19 protein-coding genes and 1 pseudogene are annotated in these 18,177 nt (G+C 36.2%); 17 read left to right on the forward strand and 3 right to left on the reverse strand.

Annotation, left to right across the window (positions count from 1 at the left end; translation table 11 throughout):
* Positions 1–79: 79 nt before the first annotated feature.
* The 5 genes and pseudogenes from ACM26V_RS19075 to map form a co-directional block, all read left to right on the forward strand.
* Positions 80–259: pseudogene (locus tag ACM26V_RS19075) on the forward strand (MogA/MoaB family molybdenum cofactor biosynthesis protein); the annotation flags it as partial.
* A gap of 1 nt (position 260) precedes the next feature.
* A complete protein-coding gene (locus tag ACM26V_RS19080) occupies positions 261–1,229 on the forward strand; it encodes a CobW family GTP-binding protein (protein WP_416148303.1) in 969 nt (322 codons plus the stop codon).
* A 137-nt stretch (positions 1,230–1,366) separates the two neighbouring features.
* Positions 1,367–1,759 (forward strand): (2Fe-2S) ferredoxin domain-containing protein, encoded by a 393-nt coding sequence (locus tag ACM26V_RS19085; RefSeq protein WP_416148304.1) that lies wholly within the window; start codon positions 1,367–1,369, stop codon positions 1,757–1,759.
* A 20-nt stretch (positions 1,760–1,779) separates the two neighbouring features.
* Entirely contained in the window at positions 1,780–2,772 is a 993-nt protein-coding gene (locus ACM26V_RS19090; protein WP_416148305.1) for a CobW family GTP-binding protein, read from the forward strand.
* A 636-nt stretch (positions 2,773–3,408) separates the two neighbouring features.
* Positions 3,409–4,152 (forward strand): type I methionyl aminopeptidase, encoded by a 744-nt coding sequence (gene map, locus ACM26V_RS19095; protein ID WP_416148306.1) that lies wholly within the window; start codon positions 3,409–3,411, stop codon positions 4,150–4,152.
* A 372-nt stretch (positions 4,153–4,524) separates the two neighbouring features.
* On the opposite strand, the gene folE2 is transcribed toward map, so the two are convergent.
* Both folE2 and ACM26V_RS19105 read right to left on the reverse strand, forming a co-directional pair.
* Positions 4,525–5,430: a GTP cyclohydrolase FolE2 gene (gene folE2 / locus ACM26V_RS19100; RefSeq protein ID WP_416148308.1), complete on the reverse strand. Its 906-nt coding sequence runs from the start codon at positions 5,428–5,430 to the stop codon at positions 4,525–4,527.
* Positions 5,431–5,469: 39 nt separating this feature from the next.
* Positions 5,470–5,832: a helix-turn-helix domain-containing protein gene (locus ACM26V_RS19105; protein ID WP_416148309.1), complete on the reverse strand. Its 363-nt coding sequence runs from the start codon at positions 5,830–5,832 to the stop codon at positions 5,470–5,472.
* A gap of 236 nt (positions 5,833–6,068) precedes the next feature.
* On the opposite strand from ACM26V_RS19105, the gene rpsN reads away from it, so the two are divergent.
* The 11 genes from rpsN to ectB all read left to right on the forward strand — a co-directional run bounded on the left by rpsN (position 6,069) and on the right by ectB (position 16,040).
* Positions 6,069–6,338: a 30S ribosomal protein S14 gene (gene rpsN / locus ACM26V_RS19110; protein ID WP_416148310.1), complete on the forward strand. Its 270-nt coding sequence runs from the start codon at positions 6,069–6,071 to the stop codon at positions 6,336–6,338.
* A 199-nt stretch (positions 6,339–6,537) separates the two neighbouring features.
* Positions 6,538–7,527 carry a CobW family GTP-binding protein gene (locus ACM26V_RS19115; protein WP_416148311.1) on the forward strand — a complete coding sequence of 330 codons (990 nt, stop codon included), beginning with the start codon at positions 6,538–6,540 and terminating at the stop codon, positions 7,525–7,527.
* A 126-nt stretch (positions 7,528–7,653) separates the two neighbouring features.
* The gene (locus ACM26V_RS19120; RefSeq protein ID WP_416148312.1) at positions 7,654–8,655 is read left to right on the forward strand and encodes a permease; all 1,002 of its coding nucleotides are present in this window, start codon (positions 7,654–7,656) and stop codon (positions 8,653–8,655) included.
* A gap of 12 nt (positions 8,656–8,667) precedes the next feature.
* A complete protein-coding gene (locus ACM26V_RS19125; protein ID WP_416148313.1) occupies positions 8,668–9,480 on the forward strand; it encodes a TIGR03943 family putative permease subunit in 813 nt (270 codons plus the stop codon).
* Positions 9,449–9,622 carry a hypothetical protein gene (locus tag ACM26V_RS19130; protein ID WP_416148314.1) on the forward strand — a complete coding sequence of 58 codons (174 nt, stop codon included), beginning with the start codon at positions 9,449–9,451 and terminating at the stop codon, positions 9,620–9,622. The genes ACM26V_RS19125 and ACM26V_RS19130 overlap by 32 nt, the downstream gene beginning before the upstream one ends.
* Before the next feature lie 48 nt (positions 9,623–9,670).
* Positions 9,671–10,849 carry a GTP-binding protein gene (locus ACM26V_RS19135; protein WP_416148315.1) on the forward strand — a complete coding sequence of 393 codons (1,179 nt, stop codon included), beginning with the start codon at positions 9,671–9,673 and terminating at the stop codon, positions 10,847–10,849.
* Positions 10,850–11,138: 289 nt separating this feature from the next.
* Positions 11,139–11,705, forward strand: coding sequence for a hypothetical protein (locus tag ACM26V_RS19140; RefSeq protein WP_416148316.1), 567 nt, complete (start codon positions 11,139–11,141; stop codon positions 11,703–11,705).
* 414 nt (positions 11,706–12,119) lie between these two features.
* Positions 12,120–12,689: a hypothetical protein gene (locus ACM26V_RS19145; RefSeq protein WP_416148317.1), complete on the forward strand. Its 570-nt coding sequence runs from the start codon at positions 12,120–12,122 to the stop codon at positions 12,687–12,689.
* Between the two features lie 47 nt (positions 12,690–12,736).
* Entirely contained in the window at positions 12,737–14,044 is a 1,308-nt protein-coding gene (locus ACM26V_RS19150; RefSeq protein ID WP_416148318.1) for an alpha/beta hydrolase, read from the forward strand.
* Positions 14,045–14,215: 171 nt separating this feature from the next.
* Positions 14,216–14,734, forward strand: coding sequence for a diaminobutyrate acetyltransferase (gene ectA, locus ACM26V_RS19155; protein ID WP_416148319.1), 519 nt, complete (start codon positions 14,216–14,218; stop codon positions 14,732–14,734).
* Between the two features lie 25 nt (positions 14,735–14,759).
* Positions 14,760–16,040: a diaminobutyrate--2-oxoglutarate transaminase gene (ectB, locus tag ACM26V_RS19160; protein WP_416148320.1), complete on the forward strand. Its 1,281-nt coding sequence runs from the start codon at positions 14,760–14,762 to the stop codon at positions 16,038–16,040.
* A 511-nt stretch (positions 16,041–16,551) separates the two neighbouring features.
* Here the strand turns inward: ectB and ACM26V_RS19165 are convergent.
* The gene (locus ACM26V_RS19165) at positions 16,552–16,917 is read right to left on the reverse strand and encodes a hypothetical protein (protein WP_416148321.1); all 366 of its coding nucleotides are present in this window, start codon (positions 16,915–16,917) and stop codon (positions 16,552–16,554) included.
* A gap of 215 nt (positions 16,918–17,132) precedes the next feature.
* Between ACM26V_RS19165 and ACM26V_RS19170 the strand changes: the two genes are divergently transcribed.
* Positions 17,133–18,110, forward strand: coding sequence for an AEC family transporter (locus tag ACM26V_RS19170; RefSeq protein ID WP_416148322.1), 978 nt, complete (start codon positions 17,133–17,135; stop codon positions 18,108–18,110).
* Positions 18,111–18,177: the final 67 nt, after the last annotated feature.

Below are 18,177 nucleotides of genomic sequence, written 5' to 3' on the forward strand. Positions count from 1 at the left end.
TGAGTGTCTGTATCAGACAAGTAAGATATAGAAGAAACCTCAAAGTACCTTAGAACCCACCGAATTCATTCGTGTGGAGTTTCAGACAGAAGATATTGGTGCAGCGGCAATGTTAAGCCGTGCGATAGCTGGTGTTAGTAGTGACACAGCAATATTTGCAATGCCAGGTTCAAGTGGAGCGGTTAAATTAGCGATGAACAAGTTGATTGTACCAGAAATAACTCATGTGATTAGAGAAATTAGAAAGGATTTAATATAATATGAAAAAAGTTAATATTATTGTCTTAAGTGGATTTTTGGGAAGCGGGAAAACAACGTTGTTAAAAGATTTGGTTCAATATGAAAGAAGTAAAAATAGGCGAATTGGGGTTCTGATGAATGAGTTGGGAGATGTTGGTATAGATTCTGCAATCATCCCGAAAGATACCCCATTTGTTGAGATGTTAAATGGGTGTATTTGCTGCACGATGCAAGGAGAATTAAGTGTTCAACTAAATTTATTGGTAGAAGAACATCAATTAGATATTATCTATATAGAAGCAACGGGAGCAGCCCATCCACTAGAGATTCTTGAGGCTTGCACACACCCAATACTTGCTAACAAGCTGAGTATTAAAGGGATAGTAACAGTTGTGAATGCAAAACAGTGGTCGGAAAACAAGTTAAGTAATAGACTTAAAAAATTATTAACGATGCAAGTTAAATACGCAGATATCGTACTCATCAATAAAAAGGATCAAGTTACATCCTCAATTCTACATTCGATAAAAGAGGATGTTGAGCTGATTAATCAAAGGGCTCGTATTTTAATGACTACTTTTGCAGAAATGGATCTTTCTTGTCTTTATAATGAGAAGAAGGAAAGTATGGATTTGAAGGACAAAGGTATCAGTAATAATGAATCGCATGTACACAATCATTTACACTTAAGCACATTCACGTGTCCTATTCCTGAACCTATAGACAGACTAGAACTATTGGATTGGTTAGAGAAAATGCAAGGGAATGTCTATAGAGTGAAAGGGTTCATCCATTTAAATGAATCACCTGGACTATTTTTATTTAATTATGCACAAGGTGATCCAATTATTGAAAGGTATCGATCCGAAAAGAACTATAGCCCTGTTCTTGTTTTTATTGGTGAAGGGATAGATCAGACTGAGGTTGAAAAAGGTATCAATAAACTTCAAGACAAAGCAAGTACTCCAAAAAAAGCGACTCTTAACTGAGTCGTTTTTTTAGTTGTATTTACTAAAAGTAGGCGAGGTACAGTTGACAAGTGTGAAAAATCTAGATAAACTCATAAAACGTAATGATTACGATTTAGGTTGGTTTATTACTAATAAAAAAACAAGGGGTGAGTGACGTGGCGACATGGAATTTAAGTGAAACAGAGCATCACATACTTATTTGTAATGGGAGTAGTTGCAATAATGCAGGGGCAGAAGAGTTAACGCAATCTATTAGAAGTGAAATCAATCAGAGAGGTTTGGATCCGAAAATTCACACATCTAGAACACTTTGTAACGGAAGATGCCAGGATAAATGTGTTTTGATTACATATCCTGACGGAGTTTGGTATAAGGAAATGTCGGGGGAGGAAGCGCCTAGATTAGTTGATTCGTTAATGTCAGCAACGAGATTGGAAGAGAAGATCAGTCATTCATTTACAGGAAAAACATTTGAAGCTATGAATGAAACAGTGAAAGGCATAGAGAAAGAAGGAGAAAGAGTTAAAAAAGTATCGAAAAATTATTAGAAAAATAGGAGGGAATAACGATGAATAAAAAGATTCCAGTAACTATTATTACAGGTTATCTAGGTTCAGGGAAAACTACGTTATTGAACCGTATTTTAACGGAAGAACATGAACATAAAACGGCAGTTATTGTAAACGAATTTGGTGACGTAGGTATCGATAATCAGCTCGTAGTTGATACGGAGGAAGAAATTTTTGAAATGAATAACGGTTGTATTTGTTGTACCGTTAGAGGCGATCTCATTCGTGTATTACAAACATTAAAGGTATCTAAATTAGGTTCGTCAGATCAAAGTGTCGACTTTGATCGTGTGGTGATTGAAACTACAGGATTGGCAGACCCGGGACCAGTAGTTCAGACCTTTTTTGTGGAGCCAGAAATTGCTAATTTTTATGAATTAGATGCCGTTGTCACGGTTGTTGATTCTCACCACCTTGACCAACAATTAAACCATGGGAACGAAGCAGCAGAACAAATTGCCTTTGCAGATACGATTCTTTTAAATAAAACAGACTTAGTCGAGAAAGAGCAGCTGGATCAGCTTAAAGGTCGATTGAGGAAGATGAATCATGCAGCAAAGATTCATTTTACAGAGCAATCGAATATTGATATTGATAAAATTCTTGGGATTTACTCTTTCGACTTGGACCAGAAATTAGAAATCGAACCAGATTTATTGGATGAAGAGCATCATCATCACCATGACGATGCAGTAAGCTCGTTTGCAATACAAATGAAAGAGCCACTGAATTTAGACAAAGTAGAGAGGCTTATTAATGAAATAATTCAGGTGCGTGGAGAAAACCTGTTCAGGTATAAGGGAATTCTTTATATTAAAGGGGTAGAGCAACGGGTTGTCTTTCAGGGAATACACATGCTTTTTTCGGCAAATATGGATCGGAATTGGAAGCACGAAGAAGAGCGAAAAAGCGAGATGGTTTTCATTGGGAAAGAGCTAGATCAAGAGTGGTTTGAGAAAAAATTCGAAAAATGTGTGTGGACGAAAAGTTAATGGAGGTATAGCCAATTGTCCCTCCATGACATACTCGCCCAAGGACTAGACGCTTATTTGATTTTGTGAATACCAGTTATAATTTAGGAGCTTGCGACATAATCTTAACTATTATGCCAGTATATTTGGGGCTTAAAAAGGTTGGTGAGATGAGTCATAATTTGCGAATGGCGATAGAAAGACGTAGACAACAATTGTTATTGTTTCTTAAACGACATGGTGATTACTCAAACGAGGACCTGCTTAGATTCCACAAGCTGACATTAAGTGAGTTAGAAGAAAAATACCTTATACTTAAAAAGAATAGTTACTGAATTAATTTACATGAAAGGGATTCGTAATATAAAAAACAACCGAATTAATTTTTTACGGGTTTACTTCAGAGGTACAAATAAGCCAATTACACTTTAAAACGCATGGGATTTCACATTGAAAACCTCATGCGTTCTTTTCTTGTTATGTCAAGTGGTTTGAGCTCTATCAAGAGAAATCGCAGTGAATTCACTACGATTTAGTATGTGAAGTGTCAATTTCATTTAAAGGATTTTGGATATATATGTTAAAATAAAAGTGGAAATACACTAGAATCTAAATGGAATACTAATCATAAAACACTTTAGAAAGTGAGGATATACGATGGTTGCAAGAACAGAAGAAGATTTTAATGGTTTGAAAGAAATTGGCAAAATTGTTGCCTCCATTAGAGATGAATTGGTACAAAGAACTATTCCTGGCATAAAGACCAAAGAACTTGATGATATAGCCGGAAAGCTTTTTTTAAAGAAAGCAGGTGCAGTTTCAGCCCCAAAAGGTGAATATGATTTTCCTGGCTATACTTGCATTAGTGTTAATGAAGAAGTGGCACATGGTATTCCGGGTCCTAGGGTCATTCATGAAGGAGATTTAGTAAATATAGATGTTTCTGGTTCCAAAAACGGTTATTTCGCAGATACAGGAATCTCGTTTGTAGTAGGAGAAGGGGAAGAAATATTAACCAAAATATGCAACGTTGCTAAAAAGGCATTTGAAGCAGGACTTAAGAAAGCAAAGCCTGGTTCAAAAAAAAGCGGAATCGGGAAAGTAGTATTCCAAACAGCGAGAGAGAATGGATTAACTGTGATTAAAAACCTTACAGGACATGGTATTGGACGTACAATACACGAAGCACCTGACAACATTTATAATTACAATGATACTTGGGATGATGAATTATTAAAGGAAGGGATGGTTATCGCATTAGAACCATTTATCTCAACCTTTGAAGAAGTAGTATTCCAAAAAGAAGACGGATGGACCTATGCTACAAAAAAAAGCTTGGTAGCTCAATTTGAACATACGATTATCATTACTAAAAATCGTCCAATTATTGTCACACTTTAATTCAAACCTATGTGCAAAAGATAAATATATGGAGTTCGCTTAAGCAAAGAAATAGAGAAAAATTTGTATTTTAAGAGGATAAAATGTGTCTTTGGTGTTCAACAAACGGGTGCGTAGTTCAACAAAAATTTCGGGAAAGGGAGACCGATTTATGGAGGAAACATTAAGAAAATCAAGTTCTCTGTGGTGTGGTGCTAATCTGGTGTTACATGAATGACTAATGGGTAAGCGTTGAAGAAGCAAATAGAAATATAAGGGAATGAAGGTTGGTCTCCATGCCCTTATTTAATATGAATAATACTGTGATTTGTGTTGCGATATTTATGCGATTTGTAATGTGATTTGGTCTGTGATTTACGTTTAGTCTTTCTCTCATCGGGGGTCTTTGGAATAAGTAATCGTTGCGATGGCATCATGTTGGTGAATCGATTCCTCATTTGTGCAAGTAACAGTGAAGGCTTGTACAAACTCGTTCTCATATACTTCTAAAGCAACCAACCTAACTAAATCTTCGACAAACCGGGGGTTCTCATATGCCTGTTCTGTTACCTTTTTTTCATCTGGCCTTTTCAGAACGGGATATAGAACAGTACTGGCATTGTTTTCAATAATATTTAAAAGGATTGATTTCCAATCTAAATCTATCGCTGTTTCATAAATATCAACTTGTAATTCAATATGACTTCTTTGATTATGGGCGCCATAGGTACTAATTTCTTTCGAGCATGGGCAAAGAGAAGCAACAGATCCAGTTAGGCTGAACGTATATGTGTAGTGATCATCATTTGTATAGTGGACTTCTTGTTCGACACTAGCATGTGCGGTTCCTTCGAGTCCTGTAACAGGGGCCTTTTTATTGTAAAACCAGGGGTATGTTACTTTAACGTTCGAAGCCTTTTGCTCCATTTTTTCTGCTAATTGAGTAGTGAAACCTTTAAGACTTAGAAAACTAAGGTCTTTTTCCTGAAAGTAAGTTTGTAAAGATTCCGTTAAACGACTCATATTAATACCTTTTTGGTTTTGTTGAAGATCGGTAGTCATTGTAAAAGTAGCAGTAGTTGTTTGAATATTTGGATCAATCGAGCTTGTTATATTAATCGGAAACATGACATTTTTCACACCAACTGCTTGTATAGGTATAAAGAAATCCTGTTGCGAATTTTGCAGATCGGGTAATTCATGTTTATCTGTAATATCAGTGGTTGAGTTAGGAGCTACGGATCCGAATCGTTCGAAGCGCTCTTGTATCGTAGGAAAAGTGTTTAAAGAAAACATCATTATCAATCTCCATTTCGTATAATTAAACAATCAAATAGATCATTCATCTGTAAACAAAAAATACTTCACTTGTTTTTCAACGGGACACAAACCGTGAAGGCGATATAAATCGGTATGATCAACAAATTTGAATTTTTCAGCGTAAGCAGGTGCGCAATCCACAAGGTGAGCTTCTATTCTTTGAACAGTATCATAAACTGTTTTAGGATCTAAGTTAAACGCTTCTGCTGCTTCAAAAATAGGAGAATTTTCTTGAATCAGATGCAACAAATGATTCTCAGTTACAGCTTCGTCAGCAAGAATCAATTCTCTTGATTCAACGTATTGATAGAGTACGCGTTCATTTATAGGCAATTCCCTGAGACATTTCTTTCGTGCATATTCAAACCGCTGTTCGCTCATTCAAAATTCCTCCATAACCCGATACAAATCGTAACGGTTTCGATTTATAGTATTATTAAATCATATTTTTTGGGTATATGTAAAGGAGAACGAAGATAATGAAGTAATATTTGCGCCTAACTTAATAGGATGGTGTCCTTTGACAAAACGTAACCATTACGATATAATTATTAAATCGTAATAATTACGTTTTGTAAAAAAGGCTAGACTGAACTAAAAAGTTTGGAGGTATAATAATGGCAAAAAAATCAATGGTAGCAAAACAAAAGAAACGTGAACGTATTGTAGCGCAATATGCTGAAATTAGAAAAGAACTAAAAGAAAAAGGTGATTATGTTGCGTTAGCAAAGCTTCCGCGAGACTCTTCTCCTACAAGGTTAAATAACCGTTGTAAAGTCACCGGTAGACCACGTGGATATTTGCGTAAGTTTGAACTATCCCGCATTAAATTTCGTGAACTTGCTCATAAAGGTCAGATTCCTGGTGTCAGAAAAGCAAGCTGGTAAGGTTAGAAGGCAATTCAATTTACGTTTGATCTAAACATCCCTTGGGATATTCCCTTAAGGGGTGTTCTTTTTAAATTTCGCTCTGTTTTGAGAGTTGAGTTGGTCTGTGTTTCTAAAATAGCAATAAATAAGAATAATTACGGTTTATCCACCGTATAAATACGATTGAGGTGTTTTATAGCGGGAGGGGATATGTGTTATGAGTAAAATTCCAGTGTTTATTTTAAGCGGTTTTCTTGGAAGTGGAAAAACAACACTATTAAAGCAGTTACTTAATAAATGTGACCAAAAGCGAGTAAAACCTGCTATTTTAATGAATGAGATTGGTAAGGCAGATATGGATGGGGAAATCCTCTTGCAAAATAATCAAAAAGAAATTGTTGAGAAACTATTGGATGGGTGTATTTGCTGCAATCAAAAAAGTGAAGTAGCAGGAGCAATCACGAAATTACTTCGCCAGAAACCAGATGTTATTTTCATCGAATTAACTGGAGTAGCAAATCCTGAAGAGGTTGTAGACTCATTGACGGAACCAGAACTAATGGAGTCACTTTATTTAGAAAAAGTTGTAACGGTACTTGATGGAGAAAATGTTCTTGAGTATAACAGTATTTTTGAGGCGGATAAAGAGTTGGTTAGAACAACGAGGCGACAAATTGAAGTTGCTGATGTCTTAGTTGTAAATAAGATTGACTTAATATCCGATTCACAGAAAGAAAAAATCAAGAAAGTGATTAGAAAACAGAATCCAGCTTCACCTATTTTTTTCACCACTTATAGTGAAATCGATGTGGAGATATTATTAGGAAATGTAACCCAAGTTAAAAATAGAGTGGCAGTAGCTATTGGTGGTAAACAAAAGGACAACTCTCACCATCATCACCATCATGATGAGCAGTCTCACCATACACATAGTAATACAACCTCTTTCTCGCGTATTAATACATTGACTTTAGATGTTGATCGACCGATGAAGTCGTCAAAAGTAGAGAAATTTTTGAAAAGGTGGCGTCCTAATTTATTGCGGGCAAAAGGGTACCTTTATGTGAAAGAAGAGTGTTACTTGTTACAGCATGTTATGAAGAGAACTGATTGGGAACCATCAAATTACCAGGGGAGACAGTATTTAGTACTAATAGGCATAGATTTAAACATTGAAGAAATACAACAAGAGTGGGAAAAAGCATAAATAGGGGTGCTGAATCATATTAAGCTTCAAATCAGCACTATAAATCGAAATGAATTCGATTCATGTCATGTTCTTGACCTCGTCCACATATATTATCTAACAAATGGATAGTTTGTGGAGGCGTTTATGATTAATCGAATCGAACGCAATTTAGCGGAAATAACATGTGTTGCTGTCCTATTTATAGTTTTTTATTTCACAATAATCAATGACCGAACCGTGATCGGGAACCTCTTTATCCCGCAGTCATTGCTAACGTTCAACACGATCTTCCTTAGTGTGTTAATTGAGGCGCTACCTTTTGTGCTTGTTGGTGTATTCATAGCAGGGACGATCCAAGTCTTTGTAACAGAAGAACATATCAAAAAACTAATTCCGAAAAATCGAATCTTAGCGATATTGATGAGTTGCTTTATTGGCGCCTTATTTCCGGCTTGTGAATGCGGGATTGTCCCAATTGTAAGAAGACTAGTTTCTAAAGGAGTACCTATTTTTGCCGGAGTAGGGTTTCTTCTTACAGGGCCATTAATTAATCCGATTGTTATCTTTTCCACATATGTTGCTTTCGGACAAGATTTAAAAATAGCTCTATTACGCATGTTTTTGGGGCTTATTATTGCCTTAATTATCACAGCGATCATTAGCGTTTTCTTTAAAAGGAATCAGCTTAAAAGAAGCTCAATTACAAATGAATTTAACAATATAACTAATCGTTTTCCTCTCACCATGCGTATAAAAGCAATGTTTTTCCATTCAGTCGATGAGTTTTTTGATGTCGGCAAGTATTTAATTATTGGAGGGGTGTTAGCTGCTTTTGTACAAACATATATTTCAACGAATGTCCTGTTAGGCATTGGGGAAGGTGTGTTTTATTCTACAGCTATCATGATGGGACTTGCCTATTTATTGTCCTTATGTTCAGAAGCAGATGCTTTTATTGGTGCATCATTCCGTCATATATTTCCGGAAACTTCCTTGCTAGGATTTCTTATCTATGGACCGATGCTAGATTTAAAAAATACAGTCATGATGATGGCGGTATTTCGGCTTCGGTTTGTCATGGTACTCATGGTGGTCATCACTGTAACTGTGTTTGGTGTGTTAATGATTGTTCATCCTTGGATTTAAGGAGCGGTAACTATGATTATTCATCCTCAGCAGGCATTAAAGGCGATGATTTTATTACTTTTTTGTGGATTTCTTCTCATGTTGCATCATACAGGTGAGATAAATAGCTTCATTAACCCTAAATATTCATCGTTCAGCCAAGTAGCATCGGTTCTATTTTTATTGCTATTTTTCATTCAAGCTTCGAGAATATTTTTAACGAAGGAGCAAGCGGAAGATCACCAATATTGCAGTATTGTAGGCTGTAGTCATGAATTAGATGATGATAAGACGAGAAAAAATATGATCGGTTATGTTATCGTTTGTCTTCCTTTAGTCACAGGATTTTTTCTTCCCTACAGTGAATTGGGTGCAGCGGAAGCATTGAATAGAGGAATATGTTATTCCACTAGTGAAACACATACAGGGCATTCACATGACATACCTGAAGTAAGTCTAAATGATATGGTGCATGCGATGATAGAAGAACCGGTTCTTATCATAGATAACGCCAATTTTGCGACTAGAATTCAAAGCATTCAAGCAGCGCCGACTCATTTTATTGGAAAACCAATTAAATTAGAAGGGTTTACTTTTGTTGATGAGTCAGTAGCAGATGGTAGTCCTATTCTGGCAAGGTTTATCGTCACACATTGTGTTGCTGATGCACATGTTACAGGGTTGATATTGTCGAGTGACGATGAGGAATTGTTGGAAGAGGATATTTGGGTGAGAGTTCAAGGGGTGCTTGATGTTAAACATGAAAACGGACAAATACTCCCAATAATAGATGTGAAGCAATGGGAGAAAACAGATGAACAAAAGCAACCGTACGTCTACCCGTAACAATTATTTATTTGAAAAGGAAGGGGCACAAGAAGAAGGTGGTTGTGCCCTATGCGAGCTATTTTCAGTAAAAGAAAGGTCACAAGAGAGAGTGATTCAGACTAATAGCGGATTGGGAATTTGGGAAACGGTCTATGAATAATCTAGGACCAAGATAATATCAAAAATTATATTTCAAGAGGAGTCTAACATGAATAAGAGAATTCCAGTTACTGTGTTAAGTGGTTATTTAGGAGCAGGAAAAACAACTTTACTGAATCATATCTTACAAAACAAAGAAAACATGAAGGTTGCGGTCATCGTTAATGATATGAGTGAAGTAAACATTGATGCATCAATGATTAAGAAAGGAGGTTTCGTGCGTTCAGAGGAAAAATTAGTAGAATTACAAAATGGCTGTATTTGTTGTACCTTACGAGAAGATTTAATTATTGAAGTGGAGAAGCTAGTACTGGCAGGGGATATTGATTATATCGTCATTGAATCGACGGGAATCTCGGAGCCAATTCCAGTTGCGCAATCTTTTACATACATGGATGAAGAATTAGGTATTAATCTAGCTGAATTATGTCGACTAGATACGATGGTCACTGTTGTTGATGCAAACCGTTTTTGGGATGACTATTCATCTGGCGAAAATTTACTCGAGCGAAAACAAACAGATGATGAAAATGATGAGAGAGAAGTAGCTGATTTATTGACGGATCAAATTGAATTTGCAAATGTAATTATCGTGAATAAAGCTGATCTAATCGATTCGGCTGATCTTCAGGAATTAAAAGCGATCTTACGAAAACTAAATCTCGAAGCATCAATTATAGAAAGTGTTCACTCAAATGTTTCATTAAATTGGATAATTAACACGCACTTGTTTGATTTTGAAAAAGTAAGTCAAGGTGCAGGATGGATGAAAGAGCTGAATGAAGAGCATATTCCTGAAACAGATGAATATGGGATACATTCTTTTGTTTATCGCCGAAAACGTCCATTTCATCCGGAAAGATGGATGAGTTGGTTAGAGGATTGGCCAGAAGAAATTGTTCGAGCAAAAGGTTTCTTTTGGCTTTCTTCACGGAATGATTCGTCAGGGTTACTTTCGCAAGCAGGATCTTCCTTATCTATTCAAGCAGCAGGAGAGTGGGTAGCTACTTATACTTTAGAAGAACAGGACAAGCTGTTAAAAGACGATCCGGAGTTAATTGAACGATGGGACCCGAATTTTGGCGATAGGATGACTGAGCTAGTTTTTATAGGAATTCAGATGAAACAACAAGAAGTAGAGGATTCACTAGATACATGTTTATTGACAGAGAAAGAAATGAAACAAAATTGGGATACATTTATAGATAACCTTCCAGAATTTAATTGAGAAAATAGAGCGTCCAAATTGATTAGTCTTTTCATAAACAAGATCCGATATTACAAAATAAATTATGCCAAAATGAACCCTGTTCCATGAAAATTGCTGCCACTTTTTAGCTACATATGTAGGAATTTGATTAACAGTTTTTTGAAAAAATAGCCTTTTCCCGTGTTAAAATGAATGCAAATCACAAGCAGATTAACATTTTAAAAGGGAGAGGGTTTATTTGGTTATCGATAAAAGAAAATATAGAAAAAAAGGAAATTCAGTTGGCTTTTATTTAGTTGTATGCATTATGATTACATATGGAGTTACTCATTTAATGAATCTTCAATTGTGGAATCTTCCGTTTAATCCAATTGATTACGTCTTGAAACCTTTTATGATCATTCCGTTTACTTACATATTTATTAGACTACTCATCAATTGGACAACCTATACTTGGAATAGATTGAAGCAACTACGCTTCGTTTATAATGGGAAATTTATCTTTAAGGTGGTAGAGAAGAGGTTACCAATTTATATGATCGATGAAAGCTACTTAAATAAGGGTTATCACATCAATGGTAATATAATAGTAGATATGCGAATTAAAAATACGGGGAATCAACTTTTCAAAGATGACATAGATGTTGTGAAGTTATACAATAAAAACAATCATATAAATATACGAAATTTAATAGAGAAAGCAAACCTTATTATAAGAGACACGGCATATAAGGGAAAAGCCATAACATTTTTAATAGATAGTAAAGAAGAAAGGAATCGAATGGTAGCTAATATCTGGCTTAGACTAATATGCAATCCCCATTCTAAATCTACAAAAGGTGATATTGATACGATTCTAAATTTAGTTTATTAAATGGGGTGTCACTAATTAAATTTTTAACTAGTGTTGAGAATAGAAGCAGCTTTTTAAAAGCTTGGGAGGCGGCATTATCGTCGACTTCTCTGGCTTTTTGCATTTATATGGATTTTTTTAGTGTTTACCTTAAGAAATAATCTCACAAAAGATGGAAAATTATTTGAAACCTTTGATATAGTACGAACGTAAATGAAGATCAGTCAAATAAAAATGGAATAGACATGCCATCACTCATTAAGAAAAGGTATAATACCCTATAAAATTGATCGAATCATATGAATATCTGTCGATTTTTGTCAAAGTAAGACTAAAGTCTTATAAATAAATATTGCTTAGGTGTCTTCAATTATTGGAAAAAATTATATATTATGAAATAAGAGAAATGTTAATTTTATTTAGGGGGGAATTTATATGAACGAACAAAAAATATATGTTCTCCTTACTGATACAGGGACGCTTCTTACAAGAATGATCAAACTTTACACAAAAGATCCCTATAATCATGCATCTATTTCTTTTGACCCTCATTTAGTAAATGTCTATAGTTTTGGGAGAAAAACTGTTAGTAATCCATTTATAGGTGGATTCGTCAAAGAAAATATGCGAGACAATATTTTTAAACAAGCTAGGTGTGCTATTTATAGTTGCAATGTCACTAGCGATCAACTTCAAAAAATGAGATATTATATTGAACAAATTGAAGCGGAAAAACATCTCTACCGTTATAATTTTTTAGGCTTATTCGCGGTAACGTTCAACAAGCGGATGGTAAGAAAGAATGCGTTCTTTTGTTCAGAATTTGTTGCAACTGTCTTGCAGGATTGTAATGTTACTGGATACAAAAAGGTTTCATCTCTTGTTACACCAAATGATTTAATAGAGAATGCTAGTTTCCAATTGGAATATGAAGGGAACTTAGAAGATTTTTATAAACAGATGGAATTACAACCAAGTGTTGAATTGGCGTACATGAGAATCTAGCTATTATATAATTTTACTGTTTTGATTCAGGTCTTGGAGGTCATCAAATGAAAAAAATCAACATGAATTTTGCAATAATACTTAGCATTATTTTTTTGTTACTAGCATGTAGCAATGATGAGGATACAAATGAATCAGCTTCCAATTCTGAAGGAGGGGCTACAATAGACACTTTAGATGGTTATTGGGAAGGTGAAATTCTAATTCCAGATCAACCTCTTCCAATTATTTTGGAGTTCGAAAACGAGAGTGGAGCAATCAGTATTCCAGTGCAAGGCTTACAAGATTATCCGTTAAGTAGGATTGAACTAAAAGAATCGGAGCTGCTTTTCGATATGGATCTGCAAGGACAGGAAATCAGCTTTGCTGGTCAATTGAAACAAGAGCAAATCTCGGGAACATTTACTCAGCAAGAACAAACCTTCCCTTTCGAACTAATAAAAGGAAGCAAAGAAGAAGCTGAAGTGGAGGATAGTGAATTAGAAGAAGTAGTCCAAGTCAAAGGTGGAGCGATGGAGGGGAAAGTCGAAATGCCAGAAGGAGATGGCCCCTTTCCCGTTTCGATTATTATTGCAGGCTCGGGCCCAACAGATAAAGATGGTAATTCCGCAGCAATGCCGGGGAAAAACAACGGTTTAAAAATGCTCGCGGAGGACTTGGCTTCGCAAGGAATAGCAAGTATTCGCTACGACAAGCGGGGTGTTGGTACAAACATGACTTTAGTAAGCAGTGAAGAAGACTTACGTTTCGAAGATTATATCGGAGATGCCGCAGCATGGATCGAACATGCTAAAGGCAGTGATTTGTTTTCAAGTGTTAGCGTGATCGGTCATAGTGAAGGCTCACTGATTGGCATGGCGGCCGCTTACAAGGCAGATGCGGAGGCATTTATCTCTCTTGCAGGAGCTGGAAGGCCAGTTGATGAGGTTTTACTTGAACAAGTAGAAGCTCAGTTACCTAGTCATTTGTTTGAGGAATCAACAGATATTTTGGAACAACTTAAGCAAGGGGAGCGAGTGCAAGATATTAGTCCAGAATTGGAAAGTGTCTTTCGCTCATCCGTTCAGCCTTATATGATTTCTTGGCTTAAATACAATCCTAAAGAAGAATTAGAAAAACTAGACATTCCAGTACTAATTATAAATGGAACAAGAGACATCCAAGTACCGGTGGCTGATGCAGAAAGATTGCATGAAGTTGATCAAAGTTCCGAATTGCTAATTATCGACGATATGAACCATGTACTAAAGGATGCACCAGCTGATCAAGAAGGGAACATGGCGACATACTCTGACCCTAATCTCCCGTTAACAGATGGATTGGTGGATGATATCGCTGAATTTTTGAAAAATTAGAGTGGTAGGATCAACAAAAAATGAGCCTGTTTTGAATATTATTTCAAAACAGGTTCTTTTTATTTTGCCAATAAAAAACAATAACATACATATAGAATTATTTTCAAAAATTGGAGCAAATAATATTTATAATTGAACTACTTTTATTGAAACCTAAAGGAACAGTCAATTATGAACTTTAGGGAGGAGATTATTCTGTCAGTTACTATACCAGTTACATTACGAAAACCTAAGATAGAGGATGGTGGAAATGTTTGGCGACTGATTAAGAATACAGAAGTTCTTGATTTAAATTCTGCTTATTATTACTTGATTCTCTGCAAGTATTTTCAAAATACTTGCGTTGTTGCTGAAAGTGATCAAAGAGTAGTCGGTTTTGTATCGGCGTTCGTTCATCCTGATAATCCAAATGTTTTATTTGTTTGGCAAGTAGCGATTGACGAATCGCAAAAAGGAAAGGGAATAGCCTCTTCTCTCCTTGAAGAACTTATAAATAGAGAAGAATGCTCCAATATAAATATTATTGAAATGACCATATCACCTTCAAATAAAGCTTCACGAGGATTGTTCGAAAAATTAGCAAAAAAACTAGAGACAAAAATGATTGAAACGGAGGCAATCTCGCCGGAAATTTTTCCGAACGAAAATCATGAGTCTGAGCAGACGTACCAAATTGGACCTTTTCATTAGCGTAGAAAATGAAGGAGTGAATCAATTGACAACTATTAAAGAAAAACCAAATTTATCTGTTTTTGATGAACATGAATCAGAAGTGAGAAGTTATTGTAGAAGTTTTCCTGTCATTTTTACAAAAGCAAAAGGATCTACATTGTGGGATCAGGCAGGAAATGAATATATAGATTTCTTCGCTGGTGCAGGCGCGTTAAATTATGGTCACAATCATCCACTAATGAAAGAAAAAATTATGGAATATATAGAGAAAGATGGCGTAACACATGGTCTTGATATGGCGACAGAGGCAAAGGAAGAGTTGATTCAAAAACTTCAAGAAACGATATTAAAACCGCGAAACATGTCTTATAAAATCATGTTTCCAGGTCCGACGGGAACAAATTCTGTTGAAAGCGCTTTGAAATTAGCGAGAAAAGTTACCGGGCGAGAAACGGTCATGAGTTTTACAAATGCTTTCCATGGGATGACATTAGGAGCATTGTCGATTACGGGAAATGAAGGCAAACGACAAGGTGCTGGTGTTTCCCTCCATAATACTGTTGTGATGCCATATGATAATTTTTTTGATGATCAGACAGATACCGCGCGTTATCTAGAACGGTTTTTGGAGGACAAAGGAAGCGGGGTATCAAAGCCAGCAGCGATTATTTTAGAGACGGTCCAAGGCGAAGGTGGCATCAATGTAGCTAGTTTTGATTGGCTAAAACGAATAGATGCTGTTTGTAAGAAGTGGGATATTCTTTTAATTATTGATGATATCCAAGCAGGTGTTGGCCGCACGGGACCATTTTTTAGCTTTGAACCTGCCGGGATTGACCCTGATATTATTTGTTTGTCAAAATCAATAGGCGGTTATGGCCTTCCATTTGCGTTAATGATAATGAAGCCTGAGCATGATATTTTTAGTCCAGGTGAACATAATGGAACGTTTCGAGGAAATAATTTAGCGTTTGTTACAGCTACAGAAGCTATACGTTTCTGGGAAGACGATTCGTTAACAAAAGAGGTAATTCGAAAAGGTGAAAAAGTAAGGAATTTTTTGGGATCGATGGTTGATAAGTATCCGAAATTGAATGGATCCGTGCGAGGAAGAGGGTTAATGCAAGGGTTAGAATGCGATGTGGAAGGGTTAACTGATACGATTACCTGTACCGCTTTTGAGAAGGGATTAATTACTGAAACGGCAGGTATTAATGATGAAGTAATTAAAGTGATGCCTCCATTAAATATTGATGATGATGCATTGGATAAAGGGTTGGCAATTTTGGGAGAAAGCATTAAAGAAGTAGTAAGTAAATTATAGGGGAACGGTAGAAAGACCTAGTGAAGGATGTTGTCCCACTGGGTTTTTAATATTGGGAAGGAAGAGGCAAAAGGAGAAGCGGCTTGTTGAGCCCCATGGCGAGTGGATTTGGAGAGGAAGGGTCACAAGAAGGAGCGTCTTGAGCCTCATGGCGAGTGGATTTGGAGAGGAAGGGTCACAAGAAGGAGCGTCTTGAGCCTCATGGCGAGTGGATTTGGAGAGGAAGGGTCACAAGAAAAGGCGTCTTGAGCCATATGGCGAGTGGATTTGGAGAGGAAGGGTCACAAGAAGAGACGGCTTGAGCCATATGGCGAGTGGATTTGGAGAGGAAGGGTCATAAGAAGAGACGGCTTGAGCCATATGGCGAGTGGATTTGGAGAGGAAGGGTCACAAGAAGGAGCGTCTTGAGCCATATGGCGAGTGGATTTGGAGAGGACAGGGCAAAACAACAAGAACAAGCATCTTGGATTCCATCCCCCAGACGGAATCCAAGATGCTTGTTTCTAGAAACCTATTCAAGAACATCTTCATTCCAACAGACGTTTTGCTCCCAAGGCTTTAGTAATTGCTCAGTATGCTTTTTGAGATACTGTGAATAGGAGATTTTGCTCGATTGACTACTCAACTGATCACATTCAAAAACTTTGGATATGATATCATCTCTACTAAAGGATATCTCATCTATCGACGGGTCCACAGTTATCGTTAATTCTTTAAACGCTTGTTTTAATAACCTTATTTCGTCCCGGTTTAAGGGTGACATGGTCTGATTTAAATCTACAATATCGGTTTGCTGATGGTTTTGATCAATAGAAAAATCTTGTGAAAACTTTTCTAACAACTCTTTTTCATCTTGATTTTGAACAGTGATTCGCAATGAATAACACCCTCTTTGTCATGATTTATGCTGAAATATAGTGATTTTCGGTTACATATTCAGGTTTTTTATAAGTTTCCCTCATATTTAAATAATATGAATGATTTAAGTGAGAAGAGAGAGTTGCAAACATGAATAACTGCTTAAATGAGTTAAAATGAGAGAATCGATAAAAGTAAAGTAAATAACAACACGATATCAGCGAGGGATTAGTTATGATTGGAAATTTTATATTTGCATTGGCCATTATAATATTTGGTTTGTTGTTTGGAAGAGTTTTGAGGCTCTTATTGGACAAAGGAACAATAGAGTCTGCGAATTTAATGCATCGTATTTTAAAAATGTTTACGATGTCTGCGTTGTTAGTTGTAAACCCAATTATTATATTGGGAGCTTTTTGGTTTGTACAACTGGATGATATTCGGTTAGTGGTCATTCCGGTGTTAGGAGCATTAGCATTGGGAATTGGCGGATCACTTGCTTTAGTAGCTGCTAAGTACATGAAGCTTGGAAGAAAACAGCAAGGAGCTATGTTTGCATCAGGGACATTTACTAATTTAGGTAGCTTCGGCAATTTATTTTGTTATGTATTTTTAGGAGAGGCGAGCCTAGTCTTTGTTGCATTGTTTCGTCTTTTTGAGGATTTAATTTATTACTCAATAGGGTTTCCGGTTTCGCAGTCGTTTGGTGAAAGGCGGGAAGGGGAGAAAGCTAAGTCTTTATTGAAAAATTTAGCTACCAATCCATTTATTATTGTGACGGTTATTGCGATTATGATTGGTGGAGGGTTAAACCTATCACCTTGGGAAAGACCAGATGTTTATGCTGATTTAAATGGAATTTTGGTACCGATTTTTACAATTTTACTTGTTGTACCAACAGGTTTTAATTTAAAGATAACCAAGGTAAAGGGGTATTTAAAAGAGAGTTTTTTCATTTCGACGATCAAGTATGCAATAGTACCCGTTACTGTGACAGCTCTTGCATTACTATTTGGACTTAAAGATATATATGATGGTGTTGCGTTTAAAGTGATCATTATTTTGTCGGCAATGCCTCCGGGTTTTACGTCTTTAGTTCCGCCACAGCTATTTAAATTAGATATTGATTTAGCCAATTCAAGTTGGTTTGTGAATACAGTGTTAATGATTATTGTCTTACCAATCTTGTTCATTATCGTTATGTTGTTGTAAAAGCAGTTATAGATATGTAGATAATAAAAAAGCTGAGTACCCATAACAGAGGTGGTCTCAGCTTTTT

Source organism: Salipaludibacillus sp. HK11, from assembly GCF_047795645.1.
GTDB lineage: Bacteria > Bacillota > Bacilli > Bacillales > Salisediminibacteriaceae > Salipaludibacillus.